A 16,585-nucleotide genomic window follows, 5' to 3' on the forward strand; every position below is an offset into this window, starting at 1 on the left:
GCGCTGAAGGAGTTCCCGAGCCAGAACGTCTTCTACGAGGAGGTCGACGGCAAGCCGTCCGTCGTGGCCCCCGCGCAGAGCTCCGGCGAGCCCCGCCCGATCACCACGCCCATCCCGATCATCGGCCAGCAGCCGGTGGCCAGGACGACGTCCGTGGCGCCGAAGCCGCAGCCCGTCCCGGCCGAGGCGCCGGTCACCTCCCCGAACGCCGTCGCCGAGCCGGCCGAGGAGGACAAGGTCACCCCGCTGCGTGGCATGGCCAAGTCGCTCGCCACCAACATGGACGCCTCGCTGACGGTTCCCACCGCGACCAGCGTGCGCACCATCCCGGCCAAGCTGATGATCGACAACCGCATCGTCATCAACAACCACCTCAAGCGGGCCCGCGGCGGCAAGGTCTCGTTCACGCACCTCATCGGCTGGGCGCTGATCCAGGCGCTGAAGGAGTTCCCGAGCCAGAACGTCTTCTACGAGGAGGTCGACGGCAAGCCGTCCGTCGTGGCCCCCGCGCACATCAACCTCGGCATCGCGATCGACATCCCGAAGCCCGACGGCTCGCGCGCGCTCCTCGTCCCCAGCATCAAGCGCGCCGACACGATGGCGTTCGGCGAGTACCTCTCCGCCTACGAGGACCTGGTCTCGAAGGCGCGCAACAACAAGCTCACGGCGGCCGACTTCGCCGGCACCACGATCTCACTGACCAACCCCGGCGGCATCGGCACCGTCCACTCCGTGCCGCGCCTGATGAAGGGCCAGGGCGCCATCATCGGCGCCGGCGCGCTCGAGTACCCGGCCGAGTTCCAGGGCTCCAGCGAGAAGACGCTGGCCGGCCTCGCGATCGGCAAGACCATCACGCTGACCAGCACCTACGACCACCGCGTCATCCAGGGCGCCGGCTCCGGCGAGTTCCTCAAGATCGTGCACGAGCTGCTCATCGGCAAGCGCAGCTTCTACGACGACATCTTCGCCGAGCTGCGCATCCCGTACGCGCCGATCCGCTGGAACCCGGACATCAGCGTCGACCTCGCGAGCGCCGTCGACAAGACCGCCCGCGTCCAGGAGCTCATCAACTCGTACCGCGTGCGCGGCCACCTCATGGCCGACATCGACCCGCTGGAGTACCAGCAGCGCTCGCACCCCGACCTCGAGATCGAGAACCACGGCCTCACCTTCTGGGACCTCGACCGCGAGTTCGTCACCGGCAAGTTCGGCGGCGACCGCCGCACGATGAAGCTGCGCGACATCCTCGGGGTGCTGCGCGACTCGTACTGCCGCACCGTCGGCATCGAGTACATGCACATCCAGGACCCGGCGCAGCGCGAGTGGTTCCAGCAGAAGCTGGAGCGCCCCTACGAGAAGCCGACCCACGACGAGCAGCTGCGCATCATGGGCAAGCTCAACGAGGCGGAGGCGTTCGAGACCTTCCTGCAGACCAAGTACGTCGGCCAGAAGCGGTTCAGCCTCGAGGGCGGCGAGTCCACGATCGCCCTGCTCGACACGATCCTCCAGGGCGCGGCGGAGGCAGAGCTCGACGAGGTCGCGATCGGCATGGCCCACCGCGGCCGCCTCAACGTCCTGACGAACATCGCGGGCAAGACGTACGGCCAGATCTTCCGCGAGTTCGAGGGCACGCAGGACCCGCGCACGGTCCAGGGCTCCGGCGACGTGAAGTACCACCTCGGCACCGAGGGCACCTTCAAGGGCGCGAACGGCGAGGAGATCCCGGTCTACCTCGCGGCCAACCCCTCCCACCTGGAGGCCGTCGACGGCGTGCTCGAGGGCATCGTCCGCGCCAAGCAGGACCGCCGCCCTGCCGGCACCTTCCTCACCCTGCCGATCCTCATCCACGGCGACGCCGCGATGGCGGGCCAGGGCATCGTGGTGGAGCAGATGCAGATGTCGCAGCTGCGGGCGTACCGCACGGGCGGCACCATTCACGTCAACATCAACAACCAGGTCGGCTTCACGACGCCTCCCGGCGAGGGCCGCACCTCGGTGTACTCGACCGACGTCGCCAAGACCATCCAGGCGCCGATCTTCCACGTGAACGGCGACGACCCGGAGGCCGTGGTGCGCGTCGCGCAGCTCGCCTTCGAGTACCGCCAGGAGTTCAAGCGCGACGTCGTCATCGATCTCATCTGCTACCGCCGTCGCGGCCACAACGAGGGCGACGACCCGTCGATGACGCAGCCGCTCATGTACAACCTCATCGAGGCGAAGCGCTCCGTGCGCCGCCTGTACACCGAGGCCCTGGTCGGCCGCGGCGACATCACCGAGGAGGAGTACGAGCAGGCGCACAAGGACTTCCAGGAGCGCCTGGAGCGCGCCTTCATGGAGACCCACGCCGCGCAGACCAACTCCACCCCGGTCATCGGCGACGACGAGGGCGGCTCGGGCGACCTGGAGCAGCCGACCGCGCAGCAGGCCGACGACAACGTCGGCGAGCCGGACACCACCGCGGTGAGCGGCCAGGTCATTCAGCTGATCGGCGACGCCTTCAACAACCCGCCCGCCGGCTTCACCGTGCACCCCAAGCTGCAGCAGCTGCTGAACAAGCGCGGCGAGATGAGCCGCAACGGCGGCATCGACTGGGGCTTCGGCGAGCTGCTCGCCCTGGGCTCCCTGCTCATCGAGGGCACGCCGGTGCGTCTCGCCGGCCAGGACGCCCGCCGCGGCACCTTCGTGCAGCGCCACGCGGTGCTCCACGACCGGCAGAACGGCCAGGAGTGGCTGCCGCTCGCGAACCTCAGCGACAACCAGGCGAAGTTCTGGATCTACGACTCGCTGCTCAGCGAGTACGCGGCCATGGGCTTCGAGTACGGCTACTCGGTCGAGCGGCCCGACGCCCTGGTGCTGTGGGAGGCGCAGTTCGGCGACTTCGCCAACGGCGCGCAGATCATCATCGACGAGTTCATCTCCTCGGCCGAGCAGAAGTGGGGCCAGCGCTCGTCGCTGGTGCTGCTCCTCCCCCACGGCTACGAGGGTCAGGGACCCGACCACTCCAGCGCCCGCATCGAGCGGTACCTGCAGCTGTGCGCCGAGAACAACATGACCGTCGCCCGGCCGTCGACGCCGGCGTCGTACTTCCACCTGCTGCGCCGTCAGGCGTACGCGCGCCCCCGCCGCCCGCTGGTCGTCTTCACCCCGAAGGCGATGCTGCGGCTCCGCGGCGCGTCGAGCGATGTGGCCGACTTCACGTCGGGCCGCTTCGAGCCGGTGATCGACGACAAGCGGATCACCGACAAGACCGCGGTGAAGCGTGTCCTCCTCATGGCAGGCAAGCTCTACTACGACCTCCTCAACGAGCTCGAGAAGAACCCGAACCCCGAGGTCGCACTGGTCAGGGTGGAGCAGTTCTACCCGCTGCCCGGCGACGAGCTCAAGGCGGTCGTCGACTCCTACCCCAACGCCGAGATCGTGTGGGTGCAGGACGAGCCCGAGAACCAGGGCGCCTGGCCGTACATGATCCTGGAGACCTCCAAGCTCGGCCCGCGCCCGCTCGGCGTGGTCTCGCGCCCGCCGTCGGCGTCGCCGGCCGCGGGCTCGGCCAAGCGTCACGCGCAGGAGCAGTCGCTACTGATCCAGCGCGCGCTGACGCTGTAGCGCGCCCCGGCGGTACGTCCGCGCGGAGGCCGGCGGCGGCGAGGTGGTGGGGCCCGGCGGGGGGGGAAACGGGGGGGGGGGGGGGCCCGGGGGGGGGGGGGGGGGGGGGTGGGGGGTGCACCTTTTCGAGCGGGGTGGGTGGGGTGGGGCCCCCCTCGCGCGGGGGGGGGGGGGTGTTCGTTGTGGTTGACGGGCGGCCCCTTCTGCCTAACGGCTGGTCGAGAGGCGCCGATGGTGTGGCTCGTGAGCAGCACGACGGCGAACCAGCCGAGCACCCGATCCCGAAGCCCCTGGGGGCCCCTCAGCACGGTCGTGGTCTTCGTACCCGCCATCTGCACCGTCGTCGGCGCGACTCTCGCGCTCGGTGATGTGCGTGCGGCGCTGGCAGCGCACGATCAGGAGACTGCTCTCAAGGCCCTGCTGACCTTCCTCTCCGGTTTCCCGCTCTGGCTCGCCGTGTGGACCGCGGCCCTCGCTCTCGCGGGAAATCTGTTGTCCTACCTGAGTCCGAGCATCGCAGGGTTCAGCCGTGCACCTGACCGGGCCGAGCAGCAGCGCATCGAGGCGCTCATGGAAGCCGCCCCGCCCGGCGAATACAACGAGGACTGGGACAGCGAGGGGGAGGCTGCAGCACACGAGACACGCGCGCTGATCGAGAAGAAGTGGAACGGCCGAGGTCTGCACCTGCGGATGATCGCGGCCGCGAACACCCTCCTGCTCGCTCTCCTCGCCGTCGTCGCAACGTCCGTCGGGATCGGGTGAGCCCCCCTTGGGTCCGGACCGATGTGGGCAGGGTGAGCTCTTGGGCGTACCGTAACCCCATGACCGTCCTCACCACCCACCGCCTCGGCGAGCCCTGCTGGGTCGATTACGCCGCCTCCGACGTGCCGCGCGCCCGCGACTTCTACACCGCACTGTTCGGCTGGACCGCCGAGGAGGCGGGCGAGGAGTACGGAGGCTACGTCACCTTCCGCAAGGACGGCCACCGCATCGCCGGCCTCGGCCCCGCGATGGAGGGCGCCCAGCCCGACAGCTGGCTCACCTACCTGCTCGTCGAGGACGCCGACGCGTCCGTGCAGGCGGCGGAGAAGGCCGGCGCCGTGGTCGTCGCCCCCACGATGACCGTGGGCGACCAGGGCCGCCTCGCCGTCATCGCCGACCCGGGCGGCGCGGTCGTCGGGATGTGGGATCCTGACCAGCACCGCGGCTTCGAGCTGGTCGCAGAGGCCGGCGGACTCGCCTGGCACGAGCTCTACGCCCGCAGCTACGCGGCCCAGGTCGATTTCTACACGCGGATCTTCGGCTGGACCACGCAGGTGCTCGGCGACACCGCCGACTTCCGCTACGTGACCTTCGGCGACCCGGCGTCGCCCGCGGGCGGCGTGTACGACGCCGACGGGATGCTGCCAGAGGGCGTCCCCTCGCACTGGGTCGTCTACTTCGGCGTCACCGACGCGGAAGCGGCCTCCCAGCGCGTGATCGATCTCGGCGGCACCGTGGTGCGCGACCCCTGGGACAGCGAGTTCGGGAGGTTCGCGCAGGTCACCGATCCGCTCGGCGGGCTGTTCTTCCTGAATCAGGTGCGCTCCGGGGAGTGACATCGCCGCCCTCGTGCAGGCGGTTGCGGAGCCAGCCCCGGAGGTCCTCCCCCGCGGCAGCGGCCATCGGCGTCGGGTGTCCGGTGAAGCCGTGCGGCGCGGCCGGGTAGACGCGCAGGTCGACGTCGACACCGGCCGCCTGGAGGTGCGCCGCCATCGCGAGGTTGTCCTTTAGGAGCACGTCCTCCTCCCCCACGATGATCAGCACGGGAGGGAGTCCGCGGACCTCGGCGAAGATCGGCGAGATGTCCGGGTGCGCGCGGTCGGGCGCCTCCCCCGCGTACGCCTCGATGAAGTACTCGTCGGCGATCAGTCGCCCGGCCGGCGTCCGCCCGCTCAGGTCGTACGTGCCGAACTGCAGGGCGGCACCCGCGAACGGCTGGACGCCGCGGTCCCGGAGACGGAGGAGCGTCGTCAGCGCGAGGGTGGCGCCGGCCGAGAAGCCGCCGATCGTGAGCCGGTCCGTCCCGAACCGGACGAGAGCCTCGTCGGCGAGCCAGAGCGCTGCGGTCTCGCAGTCGTCCGGCGCGGCGGGCCAGGGATGCTCGGGCGCCAGCCGGTGGTCCACGTCGATCACCGCGATGCCGAGGTCCTCGGCGAGCGCACGGTTGCGGCGGTCGTCCGCCGAGGTGGGTCCGAGGTAGAAGCCACCTCCGTGGATGTTCAGGAGTGCGCCCCGCGGAGCGCCCGCCGCGGGCGAGTGGACGCGGATCGTGACGCTTCGACCATCGTGCTCGACGGTCAGGACCTCGGTGCCCAGTGGTTCCGCGCCGGGCGCTGACGCGCTGGCAGAGGTCGCTCTCTCCCGGATCGCGGCCACGCCGTCCGGGCCGCTCGGGCCGCGGCCGGTGCCGCGCCGCTCGTAGAACGCGCGGGTCTCGCCGACCAGCGGGAGCAGGCGCGGGTCGATGACGCGCCTAGTGGACGCTGGCCTGGAACGACCGGATCTTCAGCAGCACCTCGGTGCGGAGCGTCTCGGGCGCGGTCTCCTTGCACGCCCGCTGCACCACCTCGGTCAGCACGACGTTGAGGTGAGCCTCGTCCGAGCAGCCGGAGCAGTTGGCGAGGTGCTCGCGCACGTCGGCAGCATCCTCGCTGCAGAGCTCGTTGCGCAGGTACTCTTCGAGTTCGGCCTTGGCCTTCTCACAACCGCAGTCGGTCATCATTTTCTCCTGGGGGTCTGCACGGCGGGATCCTGGACCGCAGAGAGGCCCCGCTCGTGCGCGTAGTCGGTCAGCAGCTCCCTGAGCATCCGGCGGCCGCGGTGGAGGCGGCTCATCACGGTGCCGATCGGGGTCTTCATGATGTCGGCGATCTCCTGGTACGAGAAGCCCTCGACATCGGCGAGGTAGACGGCCAGCCGGAAGTCCTCCGGGATGGCCTGCAGCGCGTCCTTGACGGCGCTGTCGGGCAGGTGGTCGATCGCCTCCGCCTCGGCCGAGCGGCTGGAGGCGGCGGACATGGACTCCGCGCCGCCGAGCTGCCAGTCCTCGAGCTCGTCGATCGTGCCCTGGTACGGCTCGCGCTGCTTCTTGCGGTAGGTGTTGATGAACGTGTTGGTGAGGATGCGGTACAGCCACGCCTTCAGGTTCGTGCCCTGCTTGAACTGGCCGAACGCGCCGTACGCCTTGACGTACGTCTCCTGCACCAGGTCCTGTGCGTCCGACGGGTTCCTGGTCATGCGGAGGGCGGCCGCGTAGAGCTGGTCCATGAAGGGCAGGGCCTGCTCCTCGAAGAGGCGGCCCTGATCCTGCGTCTCGGTGGTCATCACCGGCCAGTCTAATTGCGGTGCCCGCAGCGTGCGCGCCCGAAGCGCCTGGGGCGCAGGAGCGTCGAGCACAGCGGTCGCGGGAGCCACGGGCAGCCTTCCTCTGGTCGGAAACGGATAATCTTGACAACAATGCTGATCTCGAAATATTCCGCCCCCGACTTCGACCCGTACGGCGACAACCGCGCGGACGAGCCGAACACGCTGTGGCCGGCCCCCGTCGCGGCGGGTCCGGTGACGGCATCCGTCTCGCTTCCGGGGTCCAAGTCGCTGACGGCGCGCGAGCTCGTGCTGTCCGCCCTCGCCGACGGTCCGTCGCTGCTGCGCGCGCCGCTGCACTCGCGCGACTCCGCGAACATGGTCGAGGCGCTGCGGGCGCTGGGCGTGACCATCGTGGAGCGGCCCGGGTCCGGCGAGTTCGGCGCCGACCTGCTGGTGACCCCGGCGGAGGAGCTGCTCGGCAGCACAACGATCGAGTGCGGGCAGGCCGGAACGGTCATGCGGTTCGTGCCGCCGATCGCCGGGCTCGCGCTCGGCCCGACGATGTTCGACGCGGACGACTCGGCCCGCGGGCGCCCGATGCACGCCATCATCGCGGCCCTCCGCGCGCTCGGGGTCGATGTGAACGACGACGGCCGCGGCGCCCTCCCCTTCACCGTCCACGGCACCGGGTCGGTGCGCGGCGGCGCGGTCGAGGTCGACGCGTCGAGCAGCAGCCAGTTCGTCAGCGCCCTGCTGCTCTCGGCGGCCCGCTTCGAGGAAGGGCTCGACCTGACCCATGCCGGCGAGCGCCTCCCGAGCCTCCCGCACATCGAGATGACGATCGCGGCGCTGGCCGCCCGCGGCGTGACCGTGGAGTCGCCGGAGGTCGGCCACTGGATCGTGCGGCCCGGCGCGATCGCGGCCCGCGACATCGACATCGAGCCAGACCTCTCCAACGCGGCGCCGTTCCTGGCCGCGGCGGTGGTGACCGGAGGCTCCGTCACGATCAGCGGCTGGCCGGCGTCGACCACCCAGGTCGGGGCGGACCTCGTCGACCTGCTGCCGCTCTTCGGCGCCACCGTCACGCGGGAGGGCGACCGCCTGACCGTGACCGGGCCGGAGCGCATCCAGGGCGTTCAGCTCGACCTCACGACCGGCGGCGAGCTCGCCCCCGCACTGGTCGCGATCGCCGCGCTGGCCGAGTCGCCGAGCGAGATCACCGGCATCGGCCACATCCGCCACCACGAGACCGACCGGCTGGCCGCACTGGCCGCCGAGATCAACGGGTTGGGCGGAGCGGTCACGGAGCTGGAGGACGGTCTGCGCATCGAGCCGAAGCCCCTCCACGGCGGAGTCTGGCGCAGCTACGAGGACCACCGGATGGCGACCGCGGGAGCGATCGTCGGCCTGGTGGTGCCCGGCGTCGAGATCGAGAACGTCGCGACGACGGCCAAGACCCTCCCGCAGTTCACCGAGCTCTGGACCCGCATGCTGCAGGACGGCGCCGCGTAATCATGTCGTGGTGGGCGGACGACGGCGACGACGAGGACGAGGGCGCCTACGCGGAGTACGACGAGTCGGCCGTCCGCACCCGCCCGAACCCCAAGGGCAACCGCCCGCGCACGAAGACGCGGCCCGAGCACGCCGACGCCGAGATCGCGCGCGTGCTCGGGGTGGACCGCGGGCGCTACACCGTGCTGCTCGACGAGGGCGGGGACGACGAGCGCCAGTTGACCGCCGCCCGCGCGAGCGAGCTGCGCCGCCAGGCCATCGTGACCGGGGATCGCGTCGCCGTCGTGGGCGACACCTCCGGCGAGGAGGGGACCCTCGGCCGCATCGTCCGCATCGAGCCGCGCACGACCCTCCTCCGCCGCAGCGCCGACGACACGGACGAGGTGGAGCGGGTGGTCGTCGCGAACGCGGACCAGATGCTGATCGTCGTGGCCGCCGCCAACCCGGAGCCGCGCACGCGCCTGGTGGACCGCTACCTGGTGGCCGCGTACGACGCCGGCATCGAGCCCATGCTCTGCGTCACGAAGATCGACCTGGCCGATCCTCGGCCGTTCCTGGAGAACTTCGCCGGGCTCGACCTGCCGGTGTTCACCAGCAGGGAGGATCACATCCCGGTCGACGAGATCCGTGCGGCGCTCGTCGGGCACGACACGGTGGTGGTCGGGCACTCGGGGGTCGGCAAGTCGACGCTCGTCAACGCGATCGTGCCCGGCGCCAGGCGCGCGACCGGCCACGTGAACGCGGTGACCGGGCGCGGGCGGCACACGTCCTCCTCCACCGTCTCGCTGCGCGTGGAGAACGGGGAGGGGCACGGCTGGGTCATCGACACCCCCGGCGTGCGCTCGTTCGGGCTGGGCCACGTGAACACCGACAGCATCCTCAAGTCGTTCACCGACCTCGCGGCGCTGGCGGAGGACTGCCCGCGCGGCTGCACGCACCTCCCGGACGCGCCGGACTGCGCCATCCAGGAGGCCGTCGACGCCGGAGCCCTCGGCGAGACCGGCCGCGCCCGCCTCGACTCGCTGCAGCGCCTCCTCACCACCTTCGCCCGCTGACGCGCCTGCGCTGCGCCTGCCTCCCGCTTCGCTGCGCCTGCCTCCCGCTGCGCGATCCGCGAGGGGCGTCGTTCTGCCGAAATTCGGGGCGGATTCCGGCAGAATGACGCCCCTCGCGCTGGGAGAATGGGGGCATGACTGATGTGCGACTCGAAGCAGGGCAGCCTGCGCCCACGTTCACCCTCACCGACCAGGACGGCGCGCCCGTCTCGCTCGGCGACTACGCCGGCGACAACGTGATCGTGTACTTCTACCCGGCCGCGATGACGCCGGGGTGCACGACGGAGGCGTGCGACTTCCGCGACAACCTCAACTCGCTGAAGTCCAGCGGCTACCGCGTGATCGGCATCTCGAAGGACGCCCCCGCCAAGAACAAGCAGTTCCAGGAGCAGGAGGGCCTCAACTTCCCGCTGCTCTCGGACGAGGACCTCGCCGTGCACAAGGCGTACGGCGCCTACGGCGAGAAGAAGCTCTACGGCAAGACCGTGGAGGGCGTCATCCGCTCCACGTTCGTCATCGACCCGGACGGCTCCATCCGCCTCCCCCTCTACAACGTGAAGGCCACCGGCCACGTGACGTCGCTCCGCAAGAAGCTCGGCCTCGACTGACCGCTCCCCGGCGCGGACGCCCCGCCCAGTCGTGAGCAGATGCGGCTTCCGCCGCCGAGTCGTGAGCTCATGTCACGACTCGGCGCGGGAACCCGCATCTGCTCACCACTCGTCGCCGACGCAGCGCGCGGGCGCAGCGCGCGGGCGCAGCGCGCGGGCGCGCGTCAGCGCAGCTCAGGGCGCGGGGAGGCGCGGGACCGACGCGAGGAGGCGGCGCGTGTACGGGTCGGCCGGTGCGCGCAGCACGTCGGTGGTCGGGCCCTGCTCGACCACCCGGCCGCCCTGCAGCACCACCGTCTGCGCGCAGAGGGACGCCACGACGCCGAGGTCGTGCGAGACCATGACGACCGTCATGCCGTCGCGTTCGGCCAGCTCGCCGAGCAGGTCGATGATCTGGATGCGCGTCGTCACGTCGAGCGCGCTGACAGGCTCGTCCGCGAGCAGCACCCGCGGACGCGACACGATGGCGCGTGCGATCGCGATGCGCTGACGCTGACCGCCGGAGAACTCGTGCGGATAGCGCTCCGCCGCGTCGGCCGGCAGGGCGACCTCCCGCAGCGCGGCCGCGACCCGTTCGCGAGCCTCGGCACCCGACGCGATGCGCAGCGACCGCAGCGGCTCCGCCACGATGCGCCCGACGCTCTGGCGCGGGTCGAGCGACGAGTACGGGTCCTGGAAGACGGTCTGCACGCTCCTCCGGAACTCCCGCATCCGCGCCCGATCGCGCCGGTCGAGCGGCGTGCCGTCGAAGACGATCTCGCCGCTCGTCGGCGTCGACAGCCCGAGCAGGAGCGACAGGAGCGTCGTCTTGCCCGCGCCGGACTCCCCCACCAGGCCCACGCTGCGCCCGGCCTCGACGGCCAGCGACACGCCCTGCAGCGCAGGGGCGGCCGCACGCCGATACTGGAAGCCGGCGTCGCGGAGTTCGAGGATGGCCGTCATCGCACCTCCAGGGCGGCGTCCAGCTGGCGGGCGCTCCGCACGAGCTCGGCGGTGTACGGGTCGGAGGGGGCGGACAGGAGGCGGTTCAGCGGCCCCTCCTCGACCACCCGGCCGGCGCGCAGCACGAGCGCGCGATCGGTCATGCGCGAGACCACCGCGAGGTCGTGGCTGACGAACAGCAGGGACATCCCCCGCTCGGCGACCAGTGAGTCGAGCAGCGCGAGCACGTCGGCCTGCACCGTCACGTCGAGGGCGGTGGTCGGCTCGTCGGCGATCAGCAGCTGCGGACGACACGCGAGCGCGGCCGCGATGGCGACGCGCTGCCGCTGGCCGCCCGAGATCTCGTGCGGGTAGGCCCGGGCGATGCGCTCGGGCTCCGGGAGGCGGACCTCCGTCAGGGCGGCGAGCACCGCCTCGCGCAGGGCGGCACCCTTCAGCCCGAGGTGCCGGCGGAGCGGGCCGGCGACCTGCGCGCCGAGGCGCATCAGCGGGTCGAGCGCGGTGAGCGGCTCCTGGAACACCATCGACGCCGTGCGACCGCGCAGCGGCACGAGGTCGCGCTCTTTCGCGCCGATGACCTGCACCCCGGCGAGCTCGACGCTCCCGGACGCCGTGAGCCCCTCGGGCAGCAGGCCGAGCGCGGCGAAGGAGGTCAGCGACTTGCCGGAGCCGGACTCGCCGATCAGGCCCAGCCGCTCCCCCGCGTCGAGCGAGAACGACACGTCGTGCACGAGTGCCGACCCGTCGCGGGCGGCCACCCGCAGATCGCGGACGTCGAGGATCATCGTGACCGCCTCCTGGTCGGGTCGGCGACGTCGCGCAGACCGTCGGCGACCATGTTGACCCCGATCACGAGCACGACGATCGCGACGCCGGGTGCGATGGCCCCCATCGGCGCGACGCCGACGGTGCCCTGCGCCTCCTGCAGCAGCCGCCCCCACGACGCGTTCGGCGGGGGCGCGCCGAGCCCGAGGTACGACAGGCTCGCCTCGGCCAGCACCGCGATGCCGAACTGCAGCGCGAGGTTCACGAGCAGTGTCGGCCAGATGTTCGGGAGGATGTGCCGGCCGATCACGCCCGGCCACGACGTGCCCGAGGTGCGGGCGGCGGTCACGTACTGTTGCGCAAGCACGCGCTTGGCGAGCACCCGGGTGAGCCGCGCGATCACCGACGACATCGCCAGGCCGATCGCGACGATGGCCGTGCCCAGCGATGCCCCCTGCGCCGCGACGATCAGCATCGCGAGCAGGAGGGTCGGGAACGCGATCAGGATGTCGAGGAACGCCGAGATCGTGTCGTCGAGCCACGAGGTGGCGAAGGCGGCCAGCAGCCCGAGGACCACGCCGACCAGCGCTCCGATGGCGACCGAGCCGAGACCGACGGCGATCGCGATGCGTGCGCCGACCATCAGCTGAGCCAGGAGGTCGCGACCGAGTCGATCGGTACCGAGCCAGTGCTCGGGACCGGGCGCCTCGAGCCGCCCGCCGCCGGTGTCGCTCGGCGCGTACGGCAGCCAGACGAACGACACGACGGCGACGAGCGCGACGAGTCCGACCAGCACCAGCCCGATGCCGAGGGTGACGGAGCGACGGCGACGGCGGCGCGCGGCCAGCCGCGGGTCCGGGGCGGCGCCCTGCGCCGCTGCCTGCTCGACGACCGCGCTCATCGGTTGCCCGAGATGCTCTGCCGCAGCCGCGGGTCCACCAGCCGCTGCACGATGTCGGCGGCGAAGCCGATGATCAGCACGGCGAACGTGGAGATGAACAGGATGCCCTGGATGTTCGGGTAGTCGTGCTGCTCGATCGCCTTGAGCAGCATGCTCCCGAGGCCCGGCAGGGTGAAGACGCTCTCGACGACCACCGCGCCGAGGAACGTCGTCGCGAGCTCGATGCCGAGGATGGAGATGACCGGCACGGCGCCGTTGCGCAGCCCGTGCCGCCACATCGCCGCGCCGAACCCGGAGCCGAGGGCGCGGGCGTTGCGCAGGTAGTCGCTCCCGATCACGTCGAGCGTCGCACTGCGGACGTAGCGCGAGATGGAGGCGCTCATCACGATCGCGATGGTGATGATCGGCAGCGCGAGCGCCTCGAGCGCCGCGGCCGGGTCGGCCCAGTCGTCACGCGGGAACCCGCCGGCCGGGAACCAGCGCAGATTGATCGAGAACGCGCTGACCAGCAGGATGCCGACCCAGAAGACCGGGACCGCGATCCCGAGCTGCGAGAACGCGGAGAGCGCGATGCCGTACCAGCGATCGCTCTTCCAGCCGGCGACGAAGCCGATCGGCAGGGCGAGCACGAGCGCGAGGAGGAAGGACAGGAGGGTGAGCGGCACGGTCACCGCCAGTCGCGACGCGATCTCGGGCCCGACCGGGAGGGAGGTGACGAACGACTCCCCCAGGTTCAGCGACAGCAGGCTGCCGAACCAGCTCGCGAACTGCTCCAGGATCGGCTTGTCGCTGCCCACCTGGGCGCGCGCGGCCTCCACCTGCTCCGGCGTCGCGTTGACCGAGAGCAGCGCGTTGGCGGGGTCGCCCGGCAGGACGCGCAGCAGGAAGAACAGGACGACCATGGCGAGCAGCAGCGACACCAGGAGGAACCCGGTGCGGCGCAGGAGATAGGAAGCCATGATCCTCTCAGCGTAGATGCTCGGGAGACCGCCCTCGCGGCCTCCCGAGCATCTGTGGACAACTCGTGGAGCGGGGTTACTTCTTGACGATGTCGTAGGTGTAGAACGTCGAGTTCAGACCGTTCACGGTGTACCCGCTGAGGTCGCTCGACGCCACCACGATCTGCGGCGTGAGGTAGAGCCAGACGCTCGCGGCGTCCTTCGCGATCTGCTCGTTGACCTGCTTGAGCTTGGCGGTCTGCTCGTCCGTCGTGGACGCCTGCTCGGCCTCCTTCACCCACTGGGTCACCTGCGGGTTGTCGTAGCCCCAGTAGAAGTCGGGGTTGCCGTACCAGACCACGTCGCGGTCGTTCACGTGCTCCTGCAGGGTCGCCTCGAAGTCGTGGTCCTTGAACACCTTGGAGTACCACTCGTCGGCCGAGATGGAGTTGATGTTCACCGTGATGCCGACCTTCGCCAGCTCGCTCTTCACGAACTCGGCGACCGCGGGGTGCGGGTCGTAGGTCGGGGTGTCGAGCGTGAAGGTGAAGCCGTCGGGCAGACCGGCCTCGGCCAGCTCCTTCTTGGCCAGGCTCACGTCGTACGGGTTGACCTTGGTGAGGTCCTCGTACCAGGGGTCGCTCGGCGGGACCATCGAGCCGATCAGCGTTCCGTAGTCGCCCCAGATGGACGAGAGCAGCTTCTTGGTGTCGATCGCCGAGTAGACCGCCTTGCGCACCTCGGCCTTGTCGAACGGCGCCACCCGGTCGTTGAAGGCGAGGAGCTCCTTGACCGTCGACTTGCCGTCGTTGATCGTGTAGTCCTTGTTGCCCTTCAGCTGGTCGAGGGTGTCCGGGCTCTGGATGTTCGTCACGATGTCGACCTGGTTGGTCAGCAGCGCGTTCGAGAGGGCGGAGGCGTCGGTGAAGTAGTCGAACACGACCTCCTTGTTCTTCGCCTTCTCACCCCAGTACCCGTCCCAGCGGACGATGTTGAGCGAGCTGCCGCGCTTCCAGGTGCCGAGCTTGTACGGCCCGGTGCCGTCCTCGGCGGTCTTGAGGTTCTTCACGCCGGTGCCGGTCATCCACACGTAGCTGAGGTTGTACGGCAGCGAGATGGAGCGCTCGGACAGGTGGATGACGGCGGTGTGCGCGTCAGGGGTGTCGATGCCGGAGATGACGGCCAGCTGCGACTTGCGGGCCGACTGCGAGTTCTCGGCGGTGACGCGCTCGATGCTGCGCTTCACGTCGGCGCTCGTGAACTCGCCGCCCGAGTGGAACTTCACGCCCTCGCGAAGGGTGAAGGTGTAGGTCAGGCCGTCGTCGCTGGTCGTGTACTTCGTCGCCAGCAGAGGCTCGACCTTGCCGTCGTCGGTCAGCTTGAACAGGCCCTCGTAGACGTTGCCGTTGAACGCCTCGGTGACGCCGCTGCCGCTGCCGGCCGTGTTGTCGAGGTTGACCGGCTCGTTCTGCGAACCGACCGCGATGGTCGCGTCGCTGCCCGAGGCGGCGGACGACGAACCGCCCGCGCAGCCGGCGAGCGCCAGGGCCGAGGCGAGTCCGATCGCGAGCGTCGCGATGAAGGGGGTCTTTCTCACGGAGTTCTCCTGTGTGCTGTGGGAGGGGAAGAGGGGGAGGTGCCGGGAGCCGGCGGTCAGTGGGCGGCGCCGCCGCGGAGGACGACGCGCTTCTCTCCGGCCAGGACCGGCACGGCGAAGCGGTTGTTCCGGGGCGGCAGCGGACAGTTGTACTGGTCCGAGAAGCCGCACGGCGGCACGAAGGCGCGGTTGAAGTCGAGCACGGCGCGGTCGCCGTCGCGGCGGACGAAGAGGAAGCGGCCGGACGCGTACGTGCCGTCGTCGCCCTCCGCGCCGTTCGTCGGGTCGCCGAAGACCAGCAGCAGCGTGCCGTCGTCGTCGAAGGCGCTCAGCGTGTAGTCGACGCCGTCGCGCGTGAAGGTGATGTCGCCCGGGACGACGAGGTCGCGGGTGAGGCCGTTGTCGCGGATGTGCTCGAACGGGATGGTGCGGTCGCCGTCGACGGGCGTGAAGGTGGCCTCGATCACCCAGGCCGGGTCGAACGGGAACGCCTCGATCGTCTCGTAGGCCCGGATCGCCGGCGAGGCGGCGTCCCACAGCCGGATGCCGCGCTGCGGCTCACCCGTGTCGAGGTCGCGGCGGCTCAGCTCGGTGGCGGTGACGGTCTCCGGCTGCCCGGCGAGCGCCTGCTCCGGCGTCGTGTCGTCGCCCGGCTCGAGCCAGCGGGTCTCGATCAGGGCCAGGTTGCCGGTCGGCTCCGCGACGCTGCGCAGCCTCCATTCGCGCCACTCCTGGTAGCCGTCGCGCGCGGCGGCGACGGTGGAGCGGAGGGTGTCGGAGGCGGTGGCGGGGGATGCGGAGAGATCAGTCACGATGTCGGGCATAACCATCCGAGTCTGCGACTTGTTCCCGTCCGTTCACGATTCGTGTTGCTCCGTGTTGCGCGCGGTCGCCTGGACGACGCGCGGGGTGAGCGCGAGCACACCCGCCACGATGGCGGGCACGAGCAGCGCCCAGCCGAGGTCGGGACGTGCATAGAGGCCCTGGAAGCAGCCGACGGCCACCGCGATCTGGAGCACCTGGATGGTGACGGCCGACGCCCGCGCCCAGGCACGCCTGCGCAGGATGCCGACGGCCGTGGCGATGACCCAGACGGCCGCGAGCACCACCAGCACGAGGATCGCGACGGCGGTCGTGTACGACTGCGGGGTGAGCGTCAGCAGGTCGATCAGCAGCCAGACGGCGAGACCGGTGACCAGAGCCGCCTCGAGAAGCAGGATGACGGCCAGCGCGAGCAGGGGTCCTGGGCGGTGCGAGGGGGCGCTGAGAGGGTCCGGCACTATAGCATCCTGACGTTTCGGGCGGGTGTTCACAGC

16 protein-coding genes are annotated in these 16,585 nt (G+C 70.8%); 6 read left to right on the forward strand and 10 right to left on the reverse strand.

The features are described 5' to 3' along the window. The 3 genes from ACR9ZG_RS13015 to ACR9ZG_RS13025 form a co-directional block, all read left to right on the forward strand. Positions 1 to 3,603 (forward strand): multifunctional oxoglutarate decarboxylase/oxoglutarate dehydrogenase thiamine pyrophosphate-binding subunit/dihydrolipoyllysine-residue succinyltransferase subunit (locus tag ACR9ZG_RS13015; protein WP_481285269.1); only part of this gene is annotated, 3,603 nt, incomplete at its 5' end. Positions 3,604 to 3,846: 243 nt separating this feature from the next. Further along, positions 3,847 to 4,365 carry a hypothetical protein gene (locus ACR9ZG_RS13020; RefSeq protein ID WP_481285270.1) on the forward strand — a complete coding sequence of 173 codons (519 nt, stop codon included), beginning with the start codon at positions 3,847 to 3,849 and terminating at the stop codon, positions 4,363 to 4,365. Between the two features lie 59 nt (positions 4,366 to 4,424). Then, positions 4,425 to 5,201, forward strand: coding sequence for a VOC family protein (locus ACR9ZG_RS13025; protein WP_481285271.1), 777 nt, complete (start codon positions 4,425 to 4,427; stop codon positions 5,199 to 5,201). Here the strand turns inward: ACR9ZG_RS13025 and ACR9ZG_RS13030 are convergent. The 3 genes from ACR9ZG_RS13030 to ACR9ZG_RS13040 all read right to left on the reverse strand — a co-directional run bounded on the left by ACR9ZG_RS13030 (position 5,146) and on the right by ACR9ZG_RS13040 (position 6,969). After that, entirely contained in the window at positions 5,146 to 6,021 is an 876-nt protein-coding gene (locus tag ACR9ZG_RS13030; RefSeq protein ID WP_481285272.1) for an alpha/beta hydrolase, read from the reverse strand. The two genes, ACR9ZG_RS13025 and ACR9ZG_RS13030, sit on opposite strands and share 56 nt — an antisense overlap. A 97-nt stretch (positions 6,022 to 6,118) precedes the next feature. Then, the gene (locus ACR9ZG_RS13035; RefSeq protein ID WP_481285283.1) at positions 6,119 to 6,364 is read right to left on the reverse strand and encodes a zf-HC2 domain-containing protein; all 246 of its coding nucleotides are present in this window, start codon (positions 6,362 to 6,364) and stop codon (positions 6,119 to 6,121) included. Beyond that, positions 6,364 to 6,969, reverse strand: coding sequence for a sigma-70 family RNA polymerase sigma factor (locus tag ACR9ZG_RS13040; RefSeq protein WP_481285273.1), 606 nt, complete (start codon positions 6,967 to 6,969; stop codon positions 6,364 to 6,366). The genes ACR9ZG_RS13035 and ACR9ZG_RS13040 overlap by 1 nt, the downstream gene beginning before the upstream one ends. 132 nt (positions 6,970 to 7,101) lie before the next feature. Between ACR9ZG_RS13040 and aroA the strand changes: the two genes are divergently transcribed. The 3 genes from aroA to bcp all read left to right on the forward strand — a co-directional run bounded on the left by aroA (position 7,102) and on the right by bcp (position 10,126). Next, positions 7,102 to 8,463: a 3-phosphoshikimate 1-carboxyvinyltransferase gene (gene aroA, locus ACR9ZG_RS13045; protein WP_481285284.1), complete on the forward strand. Its 1,362-nt coding sequence runs from the start codon at positions 7,102 to 7,104 to the stop codon at positions 8,461 to 8,463. Positions 8,464 to 8,465: 2 nt separating this feature from the next. Continuing rightward, positions 8,466 to 9,518 carry a ribosome small subunit-dependent GTPase A gene (gene rsgA, locus ACR9ZG_RS13050; RefSeq protein ID WP_481285274.1) on the forward strand — a complete coding sequence of 351 codons (1,053 nt, stop codon included), beginning with the start codon at positions 8,466 to 8,468 and terminating at the stop codon, positions 9,516 to 9,518. 134 nt (positions 9,519 to 9,652) lie between these two features. After that, a complete protein-coding gene (bcp, locus tag ACR9ZG_RS13055) occupies positions 9,653 to 10,126 on the forward strand; it encodes a thioredoxin-dependent thiol peroxidase (protein ID WP_481285275.1) in 474 nt (157 codons plus the stop codon). A gap of 174 nt (positions 10,127 to 10,300) precedes the next feature. Here the strand turns inward: bcp and ACR9ZG_RS13060 are convergent, their stop codons facing one another. From ACR9ZG_RS13060 to ACR9ZG_RS13090, 7 genes are all read right to left on the reverse strand, one after another. Continuing rightward, a complete protein-coding gene (locus tag ACR9ZG_RS13060; protein ID WP_481285276.1) occupies positions 10,301 to 11,068 on the reverse strand; it encodes an ABC transporter ATP-binding protein in 768 nt (255 codons plus the stop codon). Further along, on the reverse strand, positions 11,065 to 11,853 hold the full coding sequence (locus ACR9ZG_RS13065; RefSeq protein WP_481285277.1) for an ATP-binding cassette domain-containing protein: 789 nt from the start codon (positions 11,851 to 11,853) through the stop codon (positions 11,065 to 11,067). The genes ACR9ZG_RS13060 and ACR9ZG_RS13065 overlap by 4 nt, the downstream gene beginning before the upstream one ends. Then, on the reverse strand, positions 11,850 to 12,734 hold the full coding sequence (locus tag ACR9ZG_RS13070; RefSeq protein WP_481285278.1) for an ABC transporter permease: 885 nt from the start codon (positions 12,732 to 12,734) through the stop codon (positions 11,850 to 11,852). Before ACR9ZG_RS13070 ends, ACR9ZG_RS13065 begins: the two co-directional genes overlap by 4 nt. Next, a complete protein-coding gene (locus tag ACR9ZG_RS13075) occupies positions 12,731 to 13,693 on the reverse strand; it encodes an ABC transporter permease (protein ID WP_481285279.1) in 963 nt (320 codons plus the stop codon). Before ACR9ZG_RS13075 ends, ACR9ZG_RS13070 begins: the two co-directional genes overlap by 4 nt. A gap of 76 nt (positions 13,694 to 13,769) precedes the next feature. Next, positions 13,770 to 15,269, reverse strand: a complete 1,500-nt coding sequence (locus tag ACR9ZG_RS13080) for an ABC transporter substrate-binding protein (RefSeq protein ID WP_481285280.1) — start codon at positions 15,267 to 15,269, stop codon at positions 13,770 to 13,772. Positions 15,270 to 15,325: 56 nt separating this feature from the next. Next, a complete protein-coding gene (locus ACR9ZG_RS13085; protein ID WP_481285281.1) occupies positions 15,326 to 16,093 on the reverse strand; it encodes a DUF1684 domain-containing protein in 768 nt (255 codons plus the stop codon). Positions 16,094 to 16,126: 33 nt separating this feature from the next. Further along, positions 16,127 to 16,549 carry a hypothetical protein gene (locus ACR9ZG_RS13090; RefSeq protein ID WP_481285282.1) on the reverse strand — a complete coding sequence of 141 codons (423 nt, stop codon included), beginning with the start codon at positions 16,547 to 16,549 and terminating at the stop codon, positions 16,127 to 16,129. Between the last annotated feature and the right edge of the window lie 36 nt (positions 16,550 to 16,585).

This window comes from Leifsonia sp. KNZ12-8B (assembly GCF_056755495.1).

Bases quoted from the DNA above. Each gene is read 5' to 3' on its own strand.
- ACR9ZG_RS13025 (WP_481285271.1), top strand. From the start codon at position 4,425: ATGACCGTCCTCACCACCCACCGCCTCGGCGAGCCCTGCTGGGTCGAT.
- ACR9ZG_RS13035 (WP_481285283.1), bottom strand. From the start codon at position 6,364: ATGACCGACTGCGGTTGTGAGAAGGCCAAGGCCGAACTCGAAGAGTAC.
- ACR9ZG_RS13040 (WP_481285273.1), bottom strand. From the start codon at position 6,969: ATGACCACCGAGACGCAGGATCAGGGCCGCCTCTTCGAGGAGCAGGCC.
- aroA (WP_481285284.1), top strand. From the start codon at position 7,102: ATGCTGATCTCGAAATATTCCGCCCCCGACTTCGACCCGTACGGCGAC.
- rsgA (WP_481285274.1), top strand. From the start codon at position 8,466: ATGTCGTGGTGGGCGGACGACGGCGACGACGAGGACGAGGGCGCCTAC.
- bcp (WP_481285275.1), top strand. From the start codon at position 9,653: ATGACTGATGTGCGACTCGAAGCAGGGCAGCCTGCGCCCACGTTCACC.
- ACR9ZG_RS13060 (WP_481285276.1), bottom strand. From the start codon at position 11,068: ATGACGGCCATCCTCGAACTCCGCGACGCCGGCTTCCAGTATCGGCGT.
- ACR9ZG_RS13065 (WP_481285277.1), bottom strand. From the start codon at position 11,853: ATGATCCTCGACGTCCGCGATCTGCGGGTGGCCGCCCGCGACGGGTCG.
- ACR9ZG_RS13070 (WP_481285278.1), bottom strand. From the start codon at position 12,734: ATGAGCGCGGTCGTCGAGCAGGCAGCGGCGCAGGGCGCCGCCCCGGAC.
- ACR9ZG_RS13075 (WP_481285279.1), bottom strand. From the start codon at position 13,693: ATGGCTTCCTATCTCCTGCGCCGCACCGGGTTCCTCCTGGTGTCGCTG.
- ACR9ZG_RS13085 (WP_481285281.1), bottom strand. From the start codon at position 16,093: ATGCCCGACATCGTGACTGATCTCTCCGCATCCCCCGCCACCGCCTCC.